The sequence below is a fragment of the Paenibacillus sp. FSL L8-0470 genome, assembly GCF_038008625.1.
Taxonomy (GTDB): Bacteria; Bacillota; Bacilli; order Paenibacillales; family Paenibacillaceae; genus Paenibacillus_AQ.
This window is the reverse complement of record NZ_JBBOZM010000001.1, coordinates 6,415,888-6,434,987: the sequence shown is the minus strand read 5'-3', so window position 1 is coordinate 6,434,987 and position 19,100 is coordinate 6,415,888. Positions and strand designations below refer to the sequence as shown.

The following is a 19,100-nucleotide window of genomic DNA, read 5'->3' as shown; positions in this document are numbered from 1 at the left end:
ATGATAAAAGTAGTTACGTCAGCAGAAAGACATACTTCGAATAGAGAATGGATTCACAGTGAGTTCAGTTTTTCCTTTGCCGATTATGATGATCCCAGCAATGCGCACTTTGGTGCGATGCTTGCACACAATGACAATGAGCTGAAACCGGGACAAGGGATGCATGAGCATCCGCATCATGATCTGGAGATTATCACTTATGTTGTTTCCGGAGTACTGAAGCATCAGGATAACCTCGGCAATCACGCGGATATTCAGTCAGGCACGGTTCAGGTCATGAGTGCGGGGACCGGGGTTAATCATTCGGAGACCAATCCTTCGGAGAGCGACAATGTGCGTTTTCTACAAATCTGGTTGCTTCCTAGCACACCGGGGCTTGCACCGAAATGGGATGCAAAGTTTTTCCCGCGTGAATTTAAGAGCAACACGCTGTTGCCGGTCGTTTCGGGGAGTGGTGAGGAAGGTACATTGAAGGTGAACGAGGATGCAACTTTCTATCTATCGGTGCTGGACACGAACAGGGAGCTTCATTATGCGCAAAAAGAAGACAGGCGGACGCACATCTTCCTTATCTCCGGGGATGTAGAAATCTCTTGCTCAGATGGCACTTTTCAGCTGAAACCAGGCGATGCCGCACGTATCCGCAAGGGTTGTGACTTGACGATCAAAAGCATTGGCAGTGAGGGCGAAGCGGAACTCATACTGATTGATATGCCGTAAGCGTTAAATCGTGCCCGTTGCATTGTACTTGTAAGCATAATAATCCTAAAGGAGCTCCTTGCCTGACGGCCATCCGCACGGATGGAATCGTAGGCAAGGAGCTCCTGTGCATGACAGGTCTATTTCTCGCTGAAACGGATACCGCCCTTTTGAGGACGGGAAGCCGTTTCCACTTGTTTCTATTTCTTACGCAGGCGTCCAAGCTCGGAGACAAGCGCTTCCACCTGCGAGATGCTGAGCCGGTCACTGCTCATGGCAACTTCATAAATATCAAGAATATCATCATAGTTGTTCACTGAGAAAGCAGAAGCCTGCATGGCTGCGGCGCTGGCCATCTTCAGCTTGCTCTTGATGCCCTCAATCATATATTCCACATTTTCCTGGCTGGGCTGCGATAAATCCATGGGGTTAAACAGTCCTCTCTGTGTTTGGATTCAAATATTCTATCATGATTGGGGAAGGAAACACCATTTTTTTGTTGGCTTCATCTAAATCATGTTAAATTAAAAGAAATAAACGAAGGTTTCTATATAAGATGAACTAAAGAACTACCTAGAGGCAAAAGCAGCGGAGGGGAAGTTTGGAACTGTAGGAGCGATAGCGACCGCCTTTGTCTACAGATTTCAACCGCAAATAGCGGTATAAATCAAGAAATCTGTGGACAACAGCGGCCGGAAGTCCAAACATTCACCGCAGTTGCGTTCTATGCCGGCCCGGTAAATCTAAAGTTCAACTTATATAGACAGGAGGGAGTCAGGAATTGGCGATCAGGGAGCAGGACAGCAGAAAACGGGTTAAAAAAGACGCGGCCGGGCTGATTACCTTCTTCCAAAGCATTGCGGATTATCACTCGGCAGAGCAGGTCACATTCTTGTGTATCGGTACCGACCGTTCCACAGGGGATGCCCTTGGACCGCTGACCGGAAGCAGGCTGGTGGAGCATGGCTTCCCGAATGTTGTAGGCACGCTTCCATCGCCTTGCGATGCGGATACTCTCGTCAACAGGATATCAGGGATTCCCGCGGGGCAGATAATTATTGCCATTGATGCTTGTCTTGGACCGCCGGCGGCTCTGGGCTGTTATTTTGCAGCCAGTGAGCCGCTGCGGCCAGCGCAGTCGGTCGGTGTGATTCTGCCGGCAGTCGGGCATTATAGTCTTGCGGCAATTGTCGATATTAACGGACCCCGCCCTTACCGGACCCTGCAGACGACGCCGCTGCACAGGGTAATGGTTATGGCCGGAGAGATTGCCGCAGCTGCGGCAGAAGGCTTTGGGTTGAAATAGAGGAGACAAGTTTCAAGATGGGCAGTTCTGCTTAAATAATTAAGACAAGCAAATGGCATTCCATTTAATTGCAGACTCATCGGTATACCTTGTGTAGCTACTACATAGAAAGAAGGAATCAGCCCATGGAAAATGTTCGATGCGATGGAACCAATATTTGTTACAGTGATCAAGGCGAAGGAGACGTTATCGTACTTCTGCACGGCTTTTGCGGAAGCTCCGGATATTGGGAGCAGGTCATCCCTTATCTTAGCGGAAGCTACCGGGTGATCGCACCGGATTTGCGCGGCCACGGAGTTTCGGATGCTCCGCTCGGAGCTTACAGCATCGATCAGATGGCCGATGATGTTCTTTCCCTGTTGAATGCGCTGGAAATCCCTGAATGTTACTTGCTGGGTCATTCGCTTGGCGGCTACATAACGCTGTCCTTCGCCCAGCGGCATGCCTCTAGTTTGAAGGGCTTCGGACTGATTCACTCCACGGGTTATCCTGACAGTGAAGAAGCCAGGGAGAAGCGCCTGAAAAGTGTCAGTACGATCCAGAATGATGGAATTACTACGTTTGTGGACGGACTGGTGCCTGGACTCTTCGCTCCTGCTGCAGCACCGCAGCTGTTGCAGCGGGCGAAGGAGATCGGCTATAGAACACCTCCGCAAGGCGCGGCCGGTGCCGCATTGGCCATGCGCGAGCGACCTGACCGCCGTGATGTCATTTCGGCTACGGCACTGCCGGTGTTGCTCGTTGCCGGCGCGGAAGATGGTCTGATTCCTGCCGAGCGGACCTTCACGTCCGATAAGCCCAATGTAACCAAGGCGACGATTTCGGGAGCAGGCCACATGAGTATGTATGAAGCGCCGGAACGTTTATCGGAAATTATTAAAGACTTTGTGCTTGCGCAAGTTAAGAAATAACCGATACTTGAGATCTCATAAATAACGGGTGAAGAAAACACTTCACTTGTATAAAAAAGGCAGCATCCGTCTATTGACGCGGTGCTGCCTTTTTATAAAACTCTCTTTCACGCTGGAAATGTTTAATTGAACTTGCGGATTGCAGGAACACATAGAACAATAGCGATACAGGCCATGCCAAGTCCGGAGAAAATGGCAATCGTAGCTACACCGCCTATAAGATCGGCGAGCCAGCCTACAAGGATGTAGCCGACGGGCAGCAAGGCGAAGGAGCCGAATAGATCAAGACTGGCTACACGTCCGAAGGCTTCTTGCGGAACGAGTTCCTGCAGGCTGATCTCCCAGATGAGGATGAAGACCATGAGGCCGAATCCCTCCAGGGCGAACAAGGCAATAGCTGCCGCAGGGCTAGTAACAAACGGCAGGATAAGCAACGCGAGGCCGCCTAGAAATGCTCCTCCGTAGGCGATAATGCCGCGGTGGTTCCATCTCTGCTTCATGCCGATGATCAGTCCGCCCAGAATGGCTCCGACACCGGAGAATGTACCGGCAAGCCCGTATACATATGGCTCCCAGCCATGATGAACTTTGAAAAGCCACGGCACAAGGATGCTGGTGACGCCGGCGTAACAAATATTGATGAAGCAGAAGGCGAGGATGGTAATCCATAACCAGGGATTGCTGCGCAATACAGCAATCCCTTCTTTGAAATCCTCTTTCCAGTCGTTATGAGGAGAGGCTGCCGCAGCTGCGGCGGTTTCAAGTGCCTGAGGTGACGAGGCTGCGGACACTGCAGCCTTTGTTCTAGGCATCAGCGCTTTGCGCAAATAGACGAGACAGACCAGGGAGAACAGGTAAGTAAAGGCGTCGAGCCCAAAACCAACCCCAGCCGAGAGATAGGTGATAAGCAGTCCTCCGAGTGAAGGGCCGATTAAACGAACCATCTGTATAGTCATTTGCGACAGTGAGTTGGCGGCAACCCTGATTTCCGGAGTGAACACCGAGGCCTGGACTGCAGCGTAGGCGGGACGGAACAGACCGTCAAACAGACCGTAAGCCCCTACAAATATACAGAGCAGCGGAACGGTCAATAGACCGGTCAAAGCCAGCAGGGCTGTTATGATCATGACGCCAAAACGGGCGATATCGGCAATCATCATAATCCTGACCCGGTCGTAGCGGTCTACAATATGCCCGGAAATCGGCAGCATAATCACATTGGGCAGCATATAAACCGCCATTACGAAGCCCATGGTTGTTGTTGATCCAGTCAAGGAGTAGACCATAACCGGGAGAATGATCATGGTCACCGAGCTGCCCAGGACGGAAACCAAATTTCCCAGCCATAAAAAGGGGAAAGTCCGTGATTTGGCAAAGGGTTCGGCGAATCGGCGCAGCGGATTGTTTTTGGTATGTTCGGGTGCAGCAGTAGGGATCATCTAGGGACCATCCTCCGGTTCTATAAGGGAATCTGTATGCAGGCGGCCGATAATGACATCGATACCGTATTCCTCTCCATGGGTGACTTTCGATTCCCAGCTGGAAATGAACTTCATCATCTCCTGCTGGAAAGCCTTCAGCTCAGCGGGTGATAAGGATAGTCTTGTAACGAAATGCTCCACTGTATCCTCTTTGCGGAATTGGAAGCCGCTGAAGTTCCCGGAGCGGAAGAAGGTAGCTTTGGAGCGGTAAAATTTCTGGATAATACCTCCGGCTGTTTCCGTACGGACAAGCTCCAGTAGACCGCCATCGAACAGCTTGATGATATGGTAGTGGATATTGCCGGGTGTCTTGTGCAGCTTCTCGGCAACCTGCTTGGAGGTTAGCGGTTTATCTGCCAGCGCATGCATAATCTTGATTCGCAGCGCACTTTCCAGCAGCTTGTTCTGCTCTGGTGTAACCTGCAGAGGTTGGATAGAGTCTGCTTCCTGCTGCTGTTCCTGATCTTTGTTCCGGTCTTGACGAACCGGCAGTTGTTCCAGGCAGTTCTCCGTTTCCGGCTGACTATGCCAGGTATTGTCTTCATTCATGTCTATTCCTCCTGCCCGTGCTATCTCAATTTCGCTGCATTCAATGTTCTTCATTCTGTACTTTAGATTGATCTGGAATTCAGATCGTTAAGGCCAGTGAGGTTATTATAGGGTAGCCTTTGTTTTTTTGTCAAGGAATTCCAAGGCGTGGGTACGGTGAGGTGGCACGGAGCGGTGGAATGGTTTAAGATTGTTTTAAAACAACTGTAATCATCATTGGTTTAGTTTGCTGAGGAATCGTGGCAGGATAGTATTGGAGAGGGGTGTGCAGGATGTTCCGAAGAGATTATATCGTCCGGATGATCGAGGATATGTCGGCAATGGTTGCCAAGGTGCTTACATTGAAGCAGGAGAAGAAGACCACAGAGGCATTATGGGAAGTGGATGAGCTGCTGAACCGGCATTTTCGCCTGAACTCCCGCCTTTTAAACTCATTGTCCGTAGAGGATATTATAGATATGTTTCGCCTGGGCGGCGTAATCGAGTCCGACAAGCTTCAAGGCGTGGCGCGGCTATTAAAAGAAGAAGGCGGCATCTACAGTGCCGGCGGCAATAAGGATGCGGCATTGTTCAGGTTTATACGGTCGCTGCATCTGTTTTTGTACGCTGATCAATACGGTGCTGACCGGGAGCTGCTGCAGATGACGAAGGAAATAGATGAACTTTTACAGGAAACCGAAGGTTATCTTCTTCCGGTGAAGACAGAACGGCTGCTCCTGCCCTATATGGAATCAATCGAACGCTACGGCAAGGCTGAGGACAGTCTGTACAGATTGTGGGAACAGGGAATAGATGTTGCAGCTGAGGGAAGGGAGCTGTACAGCCGGCTGCTGCTGCTGCCTCCTGAAGCTTTGGAGCTTGGTGATCTTCCGCTGGCAGAGGTTAGGCAAGGGCAGGAGGAGTGGAATAAACTTACCGCTGAAGCGGCAAAGGAGATGAAACCTTCTTGAATACCCCTCTATTTATTGTAGACGCTTTTGCGGACAAGGCGTTCACTGGAAACCCTGCAGCCGTCTGCCTGCTGGAAAATCCCGCAGATGAGGCCTTTATGGCCAAAACGGCTGCGGAAATGAATCTGTCCGAAACGGCGTTTCTGTGGCCGGAGCAGGATGGCTACCGTCTGCGCTGGTTTACGCCTGCGGTGGAGGTGAATCTGTGCGGTCATGCCACTTTGGCCAGTGCGCATGTCCTGTGGGAAACCGGGCGGCTGGGTTCTCACGAAGAAGCGAGATTCCACACACGCAGCGGGTTGCTGCGGGCAACAAAATCAGAAGAGATGATTTCACTCTATTTTCCTCCATATGAAATTACAGCTTCACCTCCGATAGCCGGGCTCGCGGCAGCGCTGGGGCTTGAGGAGGCACATGTGCTGGAAACCGTGCGGTATGCCGACAATGTGCTGGTGCGTCTGGATCATGAGACAAGGGTGCGGGGGCTCTGCCCGGATTTTGTCCAGGTGGCCAAGCTCCAGCCAAGGGCTGTCGCGGTTACGGCAGAATGCGCTGCGGATCGCATTGATTTTGTATCGCGTTTTTTTGCCCCGGGCATTGGTGTCAATGAAGATCCCGTTACCGGCTCGCTGCATACTGCCCTGGCTCCCTATTGGGCCGGCCGGTTAAACCGCACACAATTGACTGCATATCAGGCTTCAGTTCGTGGGGGGATGCTGCAGCTTGAAGTGAGTCAGGATCTCGTTACTTTATCGGGCCGGGCCGTGACCGTGGTTAGCGGACAGTTTCATGTACCTCCCGGAGCAGTTGGCGAGCTACTATGATATCGTATAGCAGGACATGCTATAATGTAGTGATATTCAGGAGAGCCTGCTCTCCATTTTGATTGCGAAAGTGAGATGTACCCTGTGGAATCTTTGAAAACTCTGATTGATCAAGTGGTAAATGACCGTACCCTGATTACGGCAACCTTAAGCCAACTGCGCAGCAAAGGCGAAGTTGCTTACAGCAAGGTGCAGATTAAACCAGTTGAGCTAAAAGGCAAGCTGCATTATCAGTTTGCCTATACCATCGGCCCCAAAGTGGAACACCGTAATATTCCGGCAGACACTGCTGCGGAAGAAATGATGTCACTCTTGAGAGCTACCTTCCGGCAAGCGCTGATCTGCACTGTAGAAGCTGATTACCAGGTGCTGATCAGTAAAAAATACAAGGTTTCTATTCTTACCAAATCGGCCAGCAAGCAGGAGGCGCCAGACTTGGCCCACAACCGCCGCAAACGTTATGTGCTGGACGAGGGAGAACCAGTCCCGTTCCTGGTGGAGCTTGGAATTATGAACAGCGAAGGCAAGGTGCTGGCCAAAAAATACGACAAGTTCCGCCAGATCAACCGTTTCCTGGAGATGGTTGAGGATGTGCTGGGGGATCTACCAACCGGCCGGCCGCTGACGATTGTTGATTTTGGCTGCGGCAAATCCTATTTGACGTTTGCGCTGTATCATTATTTGGCTGTCCGCGAGCGGCGGGAGCTGAATATTGTCGGACTTGACCTGAAAGCAGATGTCATTGAACATTGTGGAGCGCTGGCGTCGAGGCTGGGTTACGATAAACTGCGTTTCCTGGTCGGTGATATAGCCGATTACAACGAGCTGGACCAGGTGGACATGGTTGTGACACTGCATGCCTGCGATACGGCAACGGATGCTGCATTGGAAAAAGCGGTGCGCTGGGGTGCATCGGTTATTCTCTCGGTGCCTTGCTGCCAGCATGAGCTATTTGGGCAGGTGGAGAACGAGGTACTCAGCCCGCTGCTCTCGCACGGAATTCTGAAGGAACGTTTCTCTGCACTCGCCACTGACGCCATCCGGGCGAAGCTGCTTGATTTGATGGGTTACCGCAGCCAACTGCTGGAATTCATCGACATGGAGCATACGCCGAAGAACATCCTGATCCGGGCCGTCAAAAGCACAAGCGGCGACAATGCCGTCAAATGGCGCGAATACAGCGCTTTCCGTGATTTCCTTGGTGCTAAGCCGTACCTTGAACGCGTCTGCGCCGACCTGCTGCCTGCGGAAACTCTTACGAAGGGATAAACCGGGCATTATGAGCTGTATTCAACTAAAGCCTGCCAATAGGCAAAGCGGAAGAATCTGAGCTCTGACCGAATGGCATATGTCCGAAATCAATACACTGCGGTGATGCCAAATGGTATCACCGTATTGCTATCATTGCAGAATCTGCAATAGAATGAGCTGAAATTGCCCCGAAATGGGTGAGATTCTGCTCTTTTGACTGCAGAAACTGCAATAGAATCTGATTCCGTTCACGCAATTACAAATACTAATGACGAAATACAATTACCAAGGAATTTGGTGAATTTTTGCTGAACATACATCGCATATGTTCTGAACGTCATTAACGGCATTAATATCATCATGGGATTAACGCCATTAACGTCATAACGGCATTAACAATACAAACGCGATAAATAAGCAGGACGGTGAGTCTCCGTGTGGAGTCAGCCGTCCTGTTTTGTGTTTTCCTTTTGGTTCAGGACAAATCTGGAAAGACTAAAGAGAACTTGAATTCTACGGAGGAAGTTGAAATGCATAGTGGCTTGGCTGAGCGGCGTTTGCAGGTGGCAATGGTATTTGTTGGTACAGGTTTGGTGCTTGCTGCTGTTACGGCAGGTGTATTGCTGCGCGGGTTATTCTTTGCGGGGGAAATGTATCTGTTGCTGACGGCATGGTATCTCCTGTGTGCTGTATTCCCCGGGTTATGGCTGGTTGCAGCGGGTCTGCACGGGCCTTCAGCCAGCCTGCTTAGCATTGACGGGAACCGCAGAGCCAATAGAAGGGCTGCGGCGCTGCTGTTGATCTGTCCGCTTGCCATCCTTGCGCTCTACGGTATTCACTGGCACCGCGGACCTTTATCAGCCCAGGGGAATCTGAATGAGCTGCTGCGCTGGGGCCTGTACGCCAGCTTTGCTTATTGCGCTTATTATTGTGCAGGCCATCGTTGGGGAGCCCGTTTTCTTAGCGCAGTGTGGAGCTTGCTGGGCATGCTTATTAGTATAAGTGCCTTGTTAGCCGTCTGTGGAGGGCTGAAGCTTCCCTTTGCGATAGCTTACAGCACATCACCGGAGGTCAGTGCTACAGGTGCCCGGCTAGGGGGATTACTTGAGTATCCTAATGCTTTCGGTGCAGTAATGGCTGTTTTTTTGCTGGAGCGTCTGTTTGCACTCGCTGTCTGCCGTGATGCAGGGGAATCGGACAAGAGGTGCGGGAAAGTGCAAGGGCGGGATGACGGCAGTGCCGTAAGGGGAGCGCCAGCCCTGCCTAAGGAAGCCTATTCGGGCTTGGGAAATACGGAAGGGGGGCGGGAGAAGCGGCGTGAAGCAGAGGTTGGGAGAATCAGTTTCAGTGGCGGCAGGGCCTACGGAGATGAGGAGCGGGAGGAGAGAGGTGAAGCAGAGGGGGGGAGAACCAGATCCAGTCGTGGTAGAGCCTACGGAGAAGTGGAGCAGGAGAAGTGGCGTGAAGCAGAGGAGCAGACACTGGCGCGTACAGTAGCTTTTGCAGAGCAAGAACACGGTGAGCCCGCTGCAATAATAAGCAACGAACTCAACGAATCAATCGGGCACGTATCCAAGGCAATCTCCAGCAGAACCACGATCAAGCTGCTGCTGCGGATGCTGCCGCTGTTTCCGTACGCCGCCGCGCTGCTGCTCAGCGAGTCGCGCGGCGCTTGGCTTGCTGCGGCTTGCGCCAGCGCCGCCGTCCTGCTCTGGAAGCGGCGGCTCCTCGCGGCGCTGCTTGCCGCTGGCGCCGCGCCTCTGGCTGCCGCGGCGCTGCTCTACCGCCAGCTGGCCCGTGCCGGGCTGGCGGTAGAGCCTTTACCCGGCCTGCTGCTGCTGACCGGACTCTGGGCCGGCGCGCTGCTGGCCGGCCTGTGGCTGTACCGCCGCAGCTCCAGCGCGGCGGGTGGGGTCCGCGCCGCCATGCTGGTGCTGGCGGCGGCAGGCTGGACGGCGGCGGGCAGCGCCGTCCTTGTCCAGGTAAGCGAGCGGATCACCGGACCGTCTATGACGGTCGCCGCTCGCGGACTTTATTACCGCGATGCCTGGAAGCTCGCGGCGGAAGCGCCCTGGCTGGGGCGCGGGGGCGAGACTTGGCGGTACTCGTACCTCGCCGCCCAGTCCCGCCCCTATGTAGGCAGCCAGGTGCATAGCGGTTATCTCGACTTCCTGCTGAATCTGGGAATTGTCGGCCTGGCAGCAGTCCTGCTTCTGCTGCTGGCGGCAGGATGGGTGGTAGGAGCAGCCGCTCCAAGGCTGCTCCCGTCACTGCTGGTCATCGCCTTGCATGGGGCGGTTGATTTCGACTGGAGTTACGGGCTTACTTGGCTGCTGCTGTTTCTGCTGCCGGCGCTCGCGTTTGCCGAGGTCCGGGAGGAGGCGGATAACTCGTCCGGCACTACTGCAGTCAAGGCCGCTCCAGGAATAGCTGTTATCCCTTCGGCAGACCGCATTCCGTCAAATGCCGCAGTCAATGAGTGTTTAACGTTACCCGAATCTGGAACAAAGGCATCTTTCTGTGCGGTCACCACCAGACCGGATACATCCATTCAGGCACGAGACCTTCTTCCTGCTGCCGCCCATGCCAACAGTCCCGGTACTAAGCGTTTTCCCCGCTTGTTGAGCAGAGCTCAGCGGCTCGGCCACTTCGTTTTGAAGCGAAGGGTAAGGGCTGCTACTGCTGCGGTCTGCACCGGGTGCCTTTGCTTGGCGCTCAGCCTGCTATCCTTTCAGCTAATGAAGGGGGCGGAACTACATAGGGTGGCTGCCCGTGAACCAGACCCTGCAGGGAAAATTGCGCTGCTCCGGCAATCGCTGGAATGGAACCCCCGTGAGCCCCGGGCAGTGGTTAGTCTATCAAGGCTGCTCCCGGACCGGGAGGCAAAGGATCTGCTGACCGGGAGCTTGGCCTACGCGCCAGAAGATGCTACGGTGCAATGGGAGATAGCGGAGAGGTCGATGAACGGGAGTAATCCGGGAGAGTCACTGCACTGGATACGAAGAAGTTTGAAGGCGGATGTCTATAATACCGCTAAAAGGGTAAAAGCGATTGATGGAATGCTGGACATGAGTCAGCGCAGGCTGAAGGCGGGGGATAGAGCGGGAGGGACAGCCAGTGCGTCTGCGGGACTTAATCTGCTGCATCAGTTCCGCCTGCAGGCGGACAGCGAGTGCCGCAAAGGACAACAGCACAATGACCGGCGGTTTGGATTCACAGCCGAAGCCGAAGCATTGGAGCTTCGGCTCAGAAAGGTTTTGGCTGCAGCACACAGCCCGGATGCAGAAGAACGCCGCGTCAGCGTCCAGACGCCAACAGCGGCGTATTGATCAGCAGATATATCAGAAAAGTCCGTCTCTCGCTCCAAATTACTGCAAGCAGCTACACTATATGGAATGCAGCCGGCAGGCCTACTCTCATGCCTTCATCCGCTGAGAGGTGAACCAGGAGTAGATGTACGGGATGATGGTCGCGATCAGCAAGGCCGCGATAATCATACTGATGGACATGGTTTTTGGCATAAATGCGCCAAGTGCAATCAGCAGCCCGCCCAGCATCCACATGAACCCTGAGAAACGGTGGGTTTTCCGCCATACCTCCGGACTTGCCAGCGTCCATGGGGTGCGGATGCCGGTGAAATAGTTATCTTTAACTTGCGGCATGTAATTTCCAATAACAATGAACAGCAGGCCAACTGCTACCATAGTTAATTTGCTGACCGGAATATTTTGGTCAAGACTACTGGCTACGGTTAGGACAAGTATAGTATCGGCGAGCACCGCGATAGCCAGGCGGGTCATTTTAAAAGCACCTTCGAATTTCCGGTAATTCTCTTTCTTAGGATCGATATTCCGTATGAACTGCATTCCAATGGGAAATGCCAGGCCCATGAATGCCAGCAGTGCAATCGCTGACCCTTTGCTCCCGTACCGGTTAACCTCTCCAGTAATGCTGAACTGGACAGGGAGCTGATCAGGCAGTTTGCCATAATTAATAAGCGCATAACCAAGAGAAAGAAGCCACAAAATGACTATTAGTGTGTCCTGCCACTTCCATTTGAAATTTTTCATCTTTACTCAACCTCCAAGTTAGAATGGTGGTGTTGCCTTTTGCCGTCTTCTGCAGGTAAATGATCTGGTGCACTTCCTTTTCCCGTGCCGGTCAATTCCAGGAACCATCCAAGCACCTCTTCAAGCACAGTGGTATCCAGTGAATAAAGAATGAACTGTCCCTTCCGTTCATCCTGCACCAGACCGGCATGCTTCAGGGCGCTGAGATGATGCGAAATGCTTGGTTTTGACATCTGAAAATAATCGGCGATTTCTCCGGCAGTACGGTCTTTTTCCCGCAACAGCCGGATGATTTGCCGCCGGGTAGGATCGGCCAGCGCTTTGAAGGATTCATTCATTTTCGATCCGACCTTTCGATATTTAAATAATTATCTAAATGTATAATTGCACTGACTTCATAAATTGTCAATCTGTTGAATGCCATAGATTCCATCTTCGTAAGTAGAAGTCGTAAGGCCGCATATGCTAGAATAGGCTAGAAGAAGCTGGATACATAGAGCGGAAGCGTTGTTCGTCTGAGCCTGAAGGGCGCTAAGCCTAATTCCGCAAATACGGGAGGAGGAGCTGCATTGCATTTTTTTTCTGATCTGGTCTCGCAGTTGTTTGAGTGGATTCAGAGTCTTGGGTATTTCGGGATTATGATCGGACTCATGATTGAAGTAATACCGAGTGAGATTGTGCTTGCTTTTGGCGGATACTTGGTTTCGCAAGGGCAGATTAACTTTTTTGGCGCAGTTCTTTTTGGAACGGTGGGTGGGGTCATTGCCCAGATCTTTGTGTATTGGATCGGTCGTTATGGCGGCAGACCTGTACTGGAGAAATACGGAAAGTATATTTTTATCAAGAAGAAGCATATTGATCATTCCGAAGAATGGTTCAACAAGTACGGTACCGGTGTTATTTTTACGGCCCGCTTCATTCCGATTGTCCGCCATGCCATTTCCGTGCCGGCAGGGATATCACGTATGCCGTTAGGCAAATTCACTCTGTTAACCACACTCGCGGTTATTCCGTGGAGCGCACTATTTGTTTACCTGGGCTACACTCTGGGTGACAAATGGGAGACGATTGACGAGGTTGCGGCCAAGTACACCCATGAGCTGATTCTCGTTGCAATAGCCATTATCGTTATATATTTTCTGTTCAAGTGGTACAAATCCAAGAAGAAAGGTAGTGCAGTATGAAGCAGAATGTAGCCCATAAGTTTGGTCAAGGTGTTACTCCGCGCCAGTTCGTGGAAGGGATGACGAAGAATCAGCAGGCATTTGAGTCCTGGTATGAGAAGTTTGCCTGGGATAACGAAAGCGACCGGGAATACTTTGAGAGCCTGAACCATCGCGATGATCTGCGGGTGCTGATCCTGGCTGCCGATTGGTGCGGTGACGTAGTGCGTAATGTGCCGGTTGTATTCCGCATTCTTGAGACAGCGGGGATTAAGACTGAAGTGCTGATTCTGGAAGAGCATCAGGATGTCATGGATGATTTCCTGACGATGGGCGGCAGATCGGTGCCGATTGTCATCTTTGCCGATACTGGAGGTTATGTGCTCGGTCATTGGGGTCCACGTCCGGAGCATGTGCAGTCTCTGATGGCTGCATTCAAACAGGAGAATCCTGACCGCGAAGCTGCGGATTACGAGAGCAAGATTGCCGAAGTACGCAAGGCGATGGGACAAGCCTACGGGGAAGGAACGGAATCGCACGCAGTTATCGCGGGAGAACTGCGCAGCCTGATCTCCGGCTTTTAAATTATGCTTAATATACGTTCCTATAATCTAGGGCCGCTCCAGACCAATGCGTATTTGTTGACAGGGGCAGACCCCGGGCGTGGCATCATCATCGACCCCGGTATGAACCCCGCCGGTCTTGTGCGGGCTATAGAAGGCATGGAGATTGAAGCGATTTTGCTGACACATGCCCATTTCGATCATATCGGCGGCGTAGATGAAATACGCAAAGCCAAGAAATGTCCTGTCTATGTTCATCCTCTGGAGAGTGAATGGCTGAGCAGTCCCAAGCTGAATGGCTCACTGATGTGGCCGGAAGCCTCGCCTCCGGTAAGCACAGATCCTGCAGAGTATGATCTGGCAGAAGGACAGATTCTGCAGCTGCTGGGCCTCACCTTCCGGGTGATGCATACCCCCGGGCATTCTCCGGGAAGTGTCAGCTTCCTGTGTGGAAATGATCTGTTTTCCGGGGATGTGCTGTTTAAGCTGGGGGTCGGACGTACCGATCTGCCCGGCGGCAGAGAGCGGGATTTAATTGACTCCATCCGCGGGAAGCTGTACCGGCTGGATGAAGAAGTGAAGGTATATCCGGGACATGGTCCGCGGACAACCATCGGCTTTGAACGTCTCCGCAATCCTTACGTTCCCATGCAGTGACCTTATTCCCCTGGATGCGACATGAACCGGGAAAATAGAGATGGACATTAAGGTACAAAGTTGCTACAATAATGTTAATTAAATGTAACATTTACCTCGCGAAGCACGCAGACTGTGGAATAATCCCGGTTTGCGTTCTTTTTTTTGTCTACATAATAGGTCGAATGCATGGGAGGAAGCGGCTTGAAGAACGATATACATTACCAGATGGATGATGGAAAGCCAGATACAGCTAGTGAAATCTTCGCAGTCGGTATAGGGAAAGAAACGGAGTATACTGCTCTTGGCAGAGCTCCAGACCGTTTGGAGCGGACGTTATTCTGGCATTTCCCTGGAGGGAAAGGTGCAGTGCAGCCTTGGCGGCGGAGACTTTGGGAGCTGCAAAATAATATGGATCACGAATGAACGAATTGATATAGCTATTCGTATTACGGTGTGAATGAAGGAAGCATGGAGGGATCAATGAGCGACGTGACGCTGGAGAGAATCAAGCTGGCACAGCAGGGCGATGCTTCGGCGCTTGCGTTACTGCTGCGGGAGCATTACAGCTTTTTGTACAAATACCTAATCAAGGTCACCATGGACCCATTGCTCGCCGAGGAGCTTGCCCAGGATACTATGGTCAGATGCATGGAGAAGATTAGAAGCTACGATGGTTCCTCTTCTTTTTCCTCATGGCTGATCACGATCGCTACCCGTCTTTATATCGACCGGAAGCGGAGATGGAAACGTGAAGCGGAGTGGCGGCGCCAGGAGCAGGGCGTGTTGACCATCCGCTGGCGGTTTGAGAGCCGGAATATAGAATGGAGCGATCTGCTTGATGCGCTCTCCCGGATTCCCTCACCTCAGCGGATAGCCGTACTGCTGAAGCATTATTACGGTTACAGCTATGAAGAAATCGGTGTGATTCTGCAAGTCCCATCGGGCACAGTCAAATCACGTGTGTCTGCCGGCCTTAACCACCTGCGAAAGGAGCTGAATGAGGATGAAACCTGATGATGAGGAACTGCTGGTCCAGTTGAACGCAGAATTGAATATTTTGGATGCGCAATTTGATGACATTTCACCGCCATCTATGGTGGTTATGAAAGAACTCATTGCCGCCGAGACCCTCCGCAGGCGCCGTAAGAGCCGCAATGAGCTGCTGCTGTTCTTGTGCTTGGCTCTGATTGTGCTCAGTATCATTCTGACTGCATTGGGATCAGCCCCTGTATTTTATTGGGTACTACAGGCGATGTTCCCCCTCGCGGCACTTGGCAGTCTGGGGATTTCGCGGATCAGACTGCGGCGGGAGGATACGGAAGAGTGAGTGAACTGAAGGATGTGCCTTTATGGTTGTGGATTTGCTTAGCTGCCGTGCTGATGCTGCAGGGGACATGGATATTCCGGGATGCGCAGAAGAGAGGCAAAGGTGGCATGGCATGGTTCTGGGGAGTCTGGGGTCTTACCGGAATACCCACGCCGGCAGTTTGTTATCTGTTGTTTGTGATTCTGCCAGATAGACGAAGAAGAAAGCGGGATTAATCAATACAGGATGTCAGGAAAGATTCTTCTGTATGCGAAGAATAGAACGGGGGATGCTGGGATGGACAAAGTGAATTGGGGTTTGGTTTGGCCGCTGCTTGCACTTCAGATCCTGCTGGCCATTGTCGGATTGATATCTTTGGCCAGAGCGGAGAAAGTGCGGGGGCCGAAATGGATGTGGATTATTATAATAGTATTTGGCAATCTGCTCGGCAGTATTGCTTATTTTACGGCAGGAAGGAATGAGAACTGATGCCGCTGCTTAAGGTTGCCGATCTGCATAAACGGTATGGCAGACATATCTCCGTAGATGGTATAAGCTTTGAGATCGAATCCGGGCGCTGTGTCGCCTTGCTGGGACCAAACGGAGCAGGCAAGACCACAACGCTGCGCATGCTTGCGGGTCTGCTGCCGCCTACGTCGGGGGAGATATCCTTTGCCGGCAATCGTCCGGGAACGGATTACCGCAAAGCGCTGGGATATTTGCCGCAATCCCCGGCTTTTTACAACTGGATGAGCGGACAGGAATATGTTGTCTTTGCTGCGAAGCTGAGCGGCATGCGCTCCAGAGAAGCAGCCGAGAGGTCGGCCGCCGCACTGGAGCGGGTAGGTCTCAGCGAGTCGGCGCGCCGCCGGATTTCCGGGTATTCAGGCGGAATGAAGCAGCGGCTCGGCCTGGCGCAGGCACTGGTGCACCGCCCCCGGCTGCTGCTGCTTGACGAGCCGGTCTCAGCGCTTGATCCGATTGGACGGCGGGAAGTGATGGAACTGCTGCGGGAGATCCGTGAAGAGACGACGGTCATCTTTTCTACACATGTGCTGCATGATGCCGAAGAGATATGCGATGACATCATATTAATGAACCGCGGTGTGATAGCTGAGCAGGGGACATTATCCTATCTCCGTTCACAGTACAGTCTTCCTATTATCAGATTATATACAGAGAAAGAGGATAAGGCATTCCGGTGGCTGGAGGATCTTGTGAATAAACCTTTTATTGTTCAGTCGCAGATTATTGCAGGTAAAGCCATCTTTAATGTGAGCGATGTAGAACTGGCACGGCGGGAGATTCTGCAGGAAGCTGGCAAATTGGACATTCCGCTGCTACAATTCGAAGCAGGCTCTTCCACGCTGGAAGACTTGTTCATGAAAGTGGTGGGCTCATGAGAAGTTTCTGGACTTTATACTCGAAAGAAATGCTCGAGACGCTGCGAAGCTACAAACTGGTCTGGATACCGATTGTATTTATCATCTTGGGCATTATGCAGCCGCTTGTGACCTATTACATGCGCGATATTCTGGAAGCTTCCGCAAATGTGCCGGCAGGGATGCTGGAGAGCTTTGAAATGCCGGAGGCAGCTGCGGTAATGGCGCAAGCGCTTGGCCAATATGGGACGATTGGCATACTGGTTCTGGCGCTTGGGAGCATGAATGCACTGGCGGGAGAACGGAGCAGCGGAACGGCTGAGCTGCTGATGGCCAAGCCGGTTACTCCGATAGTCATTATCATCGCCAAATGGGCTGCACAGCTGACCCTGCTTGTGATTGCACTTGGATTGGGCGCGGCAGGGGCCGGGTATTACACGGAAGAGCTGATGGGTCCGCTTGCCTGGGGTGAGGTTGCAGCTGCAACCGGAATCTATGGGCTATGGCTGCTCTGCGGCGTCTCACTCACACTGCTGTTCAGCTCCTTTCTTCGTGGGCCTGCCGCCGTGTTTCTTGCACTGGCGCTCGTTGCGGGGGTATCGCTTGCCTATGGTCTGCTGCCAACCCGGCTTGCCTGGACGCTGGCTGCATTGCCGGGATTGTCCGCTGGAGTTCTTGTAGACAGCGGCACGGTTGGAGTAGGCCCTTTTCTCTCAGCAGCCGTGCTGATTGTGCTGTGTATTGCCGGGTCTGCTCTGTTAACGTCCAGGAATAAACTCCCAGTTTGACGGAAAAATAAGAAAAATGTTGCTTTTTCTCGACATTTCTGAAAATTTCAAAGGAAATTTCATTGAACTCTCCTCCTGCAGCTGGACAGCTCTATCTTTTTTTAGTAGACTGTTGAAACAAGTAGAACCATGATAGATTTTGGCTCAGGAGGTAGGACGATGCTGCGTTTAGGAGAGAAAATTGTCATTGTTGCAGACGCTTTTGAGCAGAGTCTTCCTATTGGAGACTACGGCTACCTGATTGCTTACGACCGCAATCCTGACAATGCGTTTGATTATGTGATTCGTGTCCCTCAGGCTAACAGGAATTTTTATGTTACGGCAGAGGATATTGAGGCGGAAGAACAATTGCTGGTGGTAGAGGCTGAGAGAGCAACGCATGAAGCATTGATCGACTATGCTTTGTCGACATACAATGAGAAGCTGTTTCATCATTTGATGAACGGCGAAGACATGGAAGCAGAAGAGGCGGAAACGACGTCTACGGAAAGTATGTCCCAGGCGGAATTCATCAAACAGGTGAATCTTCGCGCTTGGATTTAGGTAAGGCCGGCGCAAGCCGGCTTTTTTGAAATAGAAGAATTTATATGTTCCACGCCATAAATGATCCTTCTATTTTTCGCAGAAGCGGCTGCCAGTCCTAAGAGGACTGCAAGTCTGTTTCTTCTTAAAATGTAGGAATCTATAGGGTGCACGCAATGCTTTATCCTTATATTTCTGCTGAAACGGCTGCCGTCCCTATTAGGACGCCATAGCCGTTTTTTCTTGTTTCATGTACCCACAACCTGTAGCGCCACCAGCTGTTGTTCGAATTGCAGCTTTATGAACATGACAAGCTCATTGAATTGTCCAGGCTTCTACAATATAATTAAAAACGTTATCCGGGCGCTTTAGCCCTTTAAACAGGAGGGATATTTCTTATGAGCATTACCGTCAAAGATGTGCAGCATGTGGCCAAGCTGGCCCGCCTGCAGTTAAGCCCGGAAGAAGAGGCTACTTTTACTGAACAAATGAATGCTATTTTACAATATGCGGAGAAATTGAACGAACTCGACACGGAGCATGTGAAGCCGACAACGCATGTGCTGCAGGTCAGCAATGTGATGCGGGATGATGTCGTGAAGGAGAGCCTTTCCCAAGAAGAAGCTCTGCTTAACGCACCTGAACATGAAGACGGACATTTCAAAGTGCCGGCAGTTCTGGAATAACGACAATAGA

The 19,100-nt window shown here is 51.9% G+C and carries 24 protein-coding genes; 19 read left to right on the top strand and 5 right to left on the bottom strand.

Annotated features, from left to right (window positions below; all coding sequences use genetic code 11):
• On the top strand, nt 1–720 hold the full coding sequence (locus tag NST99_RS29305) for a pirin family protein (protein ID WP_341096410.1): 720 nt from the start codon (nt 1–3) through the stop codon (nt 718–720).
• Between the two features lie 179 nt (nt 721–899).
• Here NST99_RS29305 and NST99_RS29300 read toward each other — a convergent pair whose 3' ends face one another.
• A complete protein-coding gene (locus tag NST99_RS29300; RefSeq protein WP_341096408.1) occupies nt 900–1,124 on the bottom strand; it encodes a DUF1128 domain-containing protein in 225 nt (74 codons plus the stop codon).
• A 356-nt stretch (nt 1,125–1,480) separates the two neighbouring features.
• On the opposite strand from NST99_RS29300, the gene yyaC reads away from it, so the two are divergent.
• Together yyaC and NST99_RS29290 are read left to right on the top strand one after the other, a co-directional pair.
• Nucleotides 1,481–2,005, top strand: coding sequence for a spore protease YyaC (gene yyaC / locus NST99_RS29295; RefSeq protein ID WP_445744999.1), 525 nt, complete (start codon nt 1,481–1,483; stop codon nt 2,003–2,005).
• A 125-nt stretch (nt 2,006–2,130) separates the two neighbouring features.
• A complete protein-coding gene (locus NST99_RS29290) occupies nt 2,131–2,916 on the top strand; it encodes an alpha/beta fold hydrolase (protein WP_341096407.1) in 786 nt (261 codons plus the stop codon).
• Nucleotides 2,917–3,038: 122 nt separating this feature from the next.
• Here the strand turns inward: NST99_RS29290 and NST99_RS29285 are convergent, their stop codons facing one another.
• The gene (locus NST99_RS29285; RefSeq protein WP_341096406.1) at nt 3,039–4,355 is read right to left on the bottom strand and encodes an MFS transporter; all 1,317 of its coding nucleotides are present in this window, start codon (nt 4,353–4,355) and stop codon (nt 3,039–3,041) included.
• A complete protein-coding gene (locus tag NST99_RS29280; protein WP_341096405.1) occupies nt 4,356–4,946 on the bottom strand; it encodes a winged helix-turn-helix domain-containing protein in 591 nt (196 codons plus the stop codon).
• 272 nt (nt 4,947–5,218) lie between these two features.
• Here NST99_RS29280 and NST99_RS29275 point away from each other — a divergent pair, with 272 nt between their 5' ends.
• The 4 genes from NST99_RS29275 to NST99_RS29260 all read left to right on the top strand — a co-directional run bounded on the left by NST99_RS29275 (nt 5,219) and on the right by NST99_RS29260 (nt 11,300).
• The gene (locus NST99_RS29275; protein WP_341096403.1) at nt 5,219–5,896 is read left to right on the top strand and encodes a DUF6483 family protein; all 678 of its coding nucleotides are present in this window, start codon (nt 5,219–5,221) and stop codon (nt 5,894–5,896) included.
• Entirely contained in the window at nt 5,893–6,720 is an 828-nt protein-coding gene (locus tag NST99_RS29270) for a PhzF family phenazine biosynthesis protein (protein ID WP_341096402.1), read from the top strand. Before NST99_RS29275 ends, NST99_RS29270 begins: the two co-directional genes overlap by 4 nt.
• Before the next feature lie 75 nt (nt 6,721–6,795).
• The gene (locus tag NST99_RS29265; protein WP_341096398.1) at nt 6,796–7,989 is read left to right on the top strand and encodes a class I SAM-dependent methyltransferase; all 1,194 of its coding nucleotides are present in this window, start codon (nt 6,796–6,798) and stop codon (nt 7,987–7,989) included.
• 512 nt (nt 7,990–8,501) lie between these two features.
• Nucleotides 8,502–11,300 (top strand): O-antigen ligase family protein, encoded by a 2,799-nt coding sequence (locus tag NST99_RS29260; protein WP_341096397.1) that lies wholly within the window; start codon nt 8,502–8,504, stop codon nt 11,298–11,300.
• Nucleotides 11,301–11,387: 87 nt separating this feature from the next.
• Here the strand turns inward: NST99_RS29260 and NST99_RS29255 are convergent, their stop codons facing one another.
• Nucleotides 11,388–12,041, bottom strand: coding sequence for an SdpI family protein (locus NST99_RS29255; protein WP_341096395.1), 654 nt, complete (start codon nt 12,039–12,041; stop codon nt 11,388–11,390).
• A gap of 2 nt (nt 12,042–12,043) precedes the next feature.
• A complete protein-coding gene (locus tag NST99_RS29250) occupies nt 12,044–12,379 on the bottom strand; it encodes an autorepressor SdpR family transcription factor (RefSeq protein WP_341096393.1) in 336 nt (111 codons plus the stop codon).
• Between the two features lie 231 nt (nt 12,380–12,610).
• On the opposite strand from NST99_RS29250, the gene NST99_RS29245 reads away from it, so the two are divergent.
• The 12 genes from NST99_RS29245 (at nt 12,611) to gatC (ending at nt 19,090) form a co-directional block, all read left to right on the top strand.
• The gene (locus NST99_RS29245) at nt 12,611–13,225 is read left to right on the top strand and encodes a DedA family protein (RefSeq protein ID WP_076113346.1); all 615 of its coding nucleotides are present in this window, start codon (nt 12,611–12,613) and stop codon (nt 13,223–13,225) included.
• A complete protein-coding gene (locus NST99_RS29240) occupies nt 13,222–13,788 on the top strand; it encodes a thioredoxin family protein (RefSeq protein WP_341096391.1) in 567 nt (188 codons plus the stop codon). The genes NST99_RS29245 and NST99_RS29240 overlap by 4 nt, the downstream gene beginning before the upstream one ends.
• Nucleotides 13,789–14,424: an MBL fold metallo-hydrolase gene (locus tag NST99_RS29235; protein ID WP_341097787.1), complete on the top strand. Its 636-nt coding sequence runs from the start codon at nt 13,789–13,791 to the stop codon at nt 14,422–14,424.
• A 183-nt stretch (nt 14,425–14,607) separates the two neighbouring features.
• On the top strand, nt 14,608–14,829 hold the full coding sequence (locus tag NST99_RS29230) for a hypothetical protein (RefSeq protein WP_341096389.1): 222 nt from the start codon (nt 14,608–14,610) through the stop codon (nt 14,827–14,829).
• 57 nt (nt 14,830–14,886) lie between these two features.
• Nucleotides 14,887–15,420: an RNA polymerase sigma factor SigY gene (sigY, locus tag NST99_RS29225; protein WP_341096387.1), complete on the top strand. Its 534-nt coding sequence runs from the start codon at nt 14,887–14,889 to the stop codon at nt 15,418–15,420.
• Nucleotides 15,410–15,733, top strand: coding sequence for a DUF5345 family protein (locus NST99_RS29220; protein ID WP_341096386.1), 324 nt, complete (start codon nt 15,410–15,412; stop codon nt 15,731–15,733). The genes sigY and NST99_RS29220 overlap by 11 nt, the downstream gene beginning before the upstream one ends.
• Nucleotides 15,730–15,948 (top strand): hypothetical protein, encoded by a 219-nt coding sequence (locus NST99_RS29215; protein ID WP_341096385.1) that lies wholly within the window; start codon nt 15,730–15,732, stop codon nt 15,946–15,948. Before NST99_RS29220 ends, NST99_RS29215 begins: the two co-directional genes overlap by 4 nt.
• Before the next feature lie 61 nt (nt 15,949–16,009).
• Nucleotides 16,010–16,201: a PLD nuclease N-terminal domain-containing protein gene (locus NST99_RS29210; RefSeq protein WP_038596544.1), complete on the top strand. Its 192-nt coding sequence runs from the start codon at nt 16,010–16,012 to the stop codon at nt 16,199–16,201.
• Nucleotides 16,201–17,115: an ABC transporter ATP-binding protein gene (locus tag NST99_RS29205; protein WP_341096378.1), complete on the top strand. Its 915-nt coding sequence runs from the start codon at nt 16,201–16,203 to the stop codon at nt 17,113–17,115. Before NST99_RS29210 ends, NST99_RS29205 begins: the two co-directional genes overlap by 1 nt.
• On the top strand, nt 17,112–17,882 hold the full coding sequence (locus NST99_RS29200) for an ABC transporter permease subunit (protein ID WP_341096377.1): 771 nt from the start codon (nt 17,112–17,114) through the stop codon (nt 17,880–17,882). Before NST99_RS29205 ends, NST99_RS29200 begins: the two co-directional genes overlap by 4 nt.
• Nucleotides 17,883–18,041: 159 nt before the next feature.
• Nucleotides 18,042–18,425 carry a hypothetical protein gene (locus tag NST99_RS29195; RefSeq protein ID WP_038596538.1) on the top strand — a complete coding sequence of 128 codons (384 nt, stop codon included), beginning with the start codon at nt 18,042–18,044 and terminating at the stop codon, nt 18,423–18,425.
• A 377-nt stretch (nt 18,426–18,802) separates the two neighbouring features.
• The gene (gatC, locus tag NST99_RS29190) at nt 18,803–19,090 is read left to right on the top strand and encodes an Asp-tRNA(Asn)/Glu-tRNA(Gln) amidotransferase subunit GatC (RefSeq protein ID WP_038596536.1); all 288 of its coding nucleotides are present in this window, start codon (nt 18,803–18,805) and stop codon (nt 19,088–19,090) included.
• The last annotated feature ends 10 nt before the right edge of the window (nt 19,091–19,100 follow it).

What these genes read in the sequence shown, in the direction of transcription:
- NST99_RS29305 (WP_341096410.1), top strand. Translation starts at nt 1, where the DNA reads ATGATAAAAGTAGTTACGTCAGCAGAAAGACATACTTCGAATAGAGAA.
- NST99_RS29220 (WP_341096386.1), top strand. Translation starts at nt 15,410, where the DNA reads ATGAAACCTGATGATGAGGAACTGCTGGTCCAGTTGAACGCAGAATTG.
- NST99_RS29275 (WP_341096403.1), top strand. Translation starts at nt 5,219, where the DNA reads ATGTTCCGAAGAGATTATATCGTCCGGATGATCGAGGATATGTCGGCA.
- NST99_RS29205 (WP_341096378.1), top strand. Translation starts at nt 16,201, where the DNA reads ATGCCGCTGCTTAAGGTTGCCGATCTGCATAAACGGTATGGCAGACAT.
- NST99_RS29250 (WP_341096393.1), bottom strand. Translation starts at nt 12,379, where the DNA reads ATGAATGAATCCTTCAAAGCGCTGGCCGATCCTACCCGGCGGCAAATC.
- NST99_RS29200 (WP_341096377.1), top strand. Translation starts at nt 17,112, where the DNA reads ATGAGAAGTTTCTGGACTTTATACTCGAAAGAAATGCTCGAGACGCTG.
- NST99_RS29195 (WP_038596538.1), top strand. Translation starts at nt 18,042, where the DNA reads ATGCTGCGTTTAGGAGAGAAAATTGTCATTGTTGCAGACGCTTTTGAG.
- NST99_RS29260 (WP_341096397.1), top strand. Translation starts at nt 8,502, where the DNA reads ATGCATAGTGGCTTGGCTGAGCGGCGTTTGCAGGTGGCAATGGTATTT.
- NST99_RS29285 (WP_341096406.1), bottom strand. Translation starts at nt 4,355, where the DNA reads ATGATCCCTACTGCTGCACCCGAACATACCAAAAACAATCCGCTGCGC.
- NST99_RS29280 (WP_341096405.1), bottom strand. Translation starts at nt 4,946, where the DNA reads ATGAATGAAGACAATACCTGGCATAGTCAGCCGGAAACGGAGAACTGC.
- gatC (WP_038596536.1), top strand. Translation starts at nt 18,803, where the DNA reads ATGAGCATTACCGTCAAAGATGTGCAGCATGTGGCCAAGCTGGCCCGC.
- NST99_RS29210 (WP_038596544.1), top strand. Translation starts at nt 16,010, where the DNA reads ATGGACAAAGTGAATTGGGGTTTGGTTTGGCCGCTGCTTGCACTTCAG.
- NST99_RS29300 (WP_341096408.1), bottom strand. Translation starts at nt 1,124, where the DNA reads ATGGATTTATCGCAGCCCAGCCAGGAAAATGTGGAATATATGATTGAG.
- sigY (WP_341096387.1), top strand. Translation starts at nt 14,887, where the DNA reads ATGAGCGACGTGACGCTGGAGAGAATCAAGCTGGCACAGCAGGGCGAT.
- NST99_RS29265 (WP_341096398.1), top strand. Translation starts at nt 6,796, where the DNA reads ATGTACCCTGTGGAATCTTTGAAAACTCTGATTGATCAAGTGGTAAAT.
- NST99_RS29255 (WP_341096395.1), bottom strand. Translation starts at nt 12,041, where the DNA reads ATGAAAAATTTCAAATGGAAGTGGCAGGACACACTAATAGTCATTTTG.
- NST99_RS29240 (WP_341096391.1), top strand. Translation starts at nt 13,222, where the DNA reads ATGAAGCAGAATGTAGCCCATAAGTTTGGTCAAGGTGTTACTCCGCGC.
- NST99_RS29290 (WP_341096407.1), top strand. Translation starts at nt 2,131, where the DNA reads ATGGAAAATGTTCGATGCGATGGAACCAATATTTGTTACAGTGATCAA.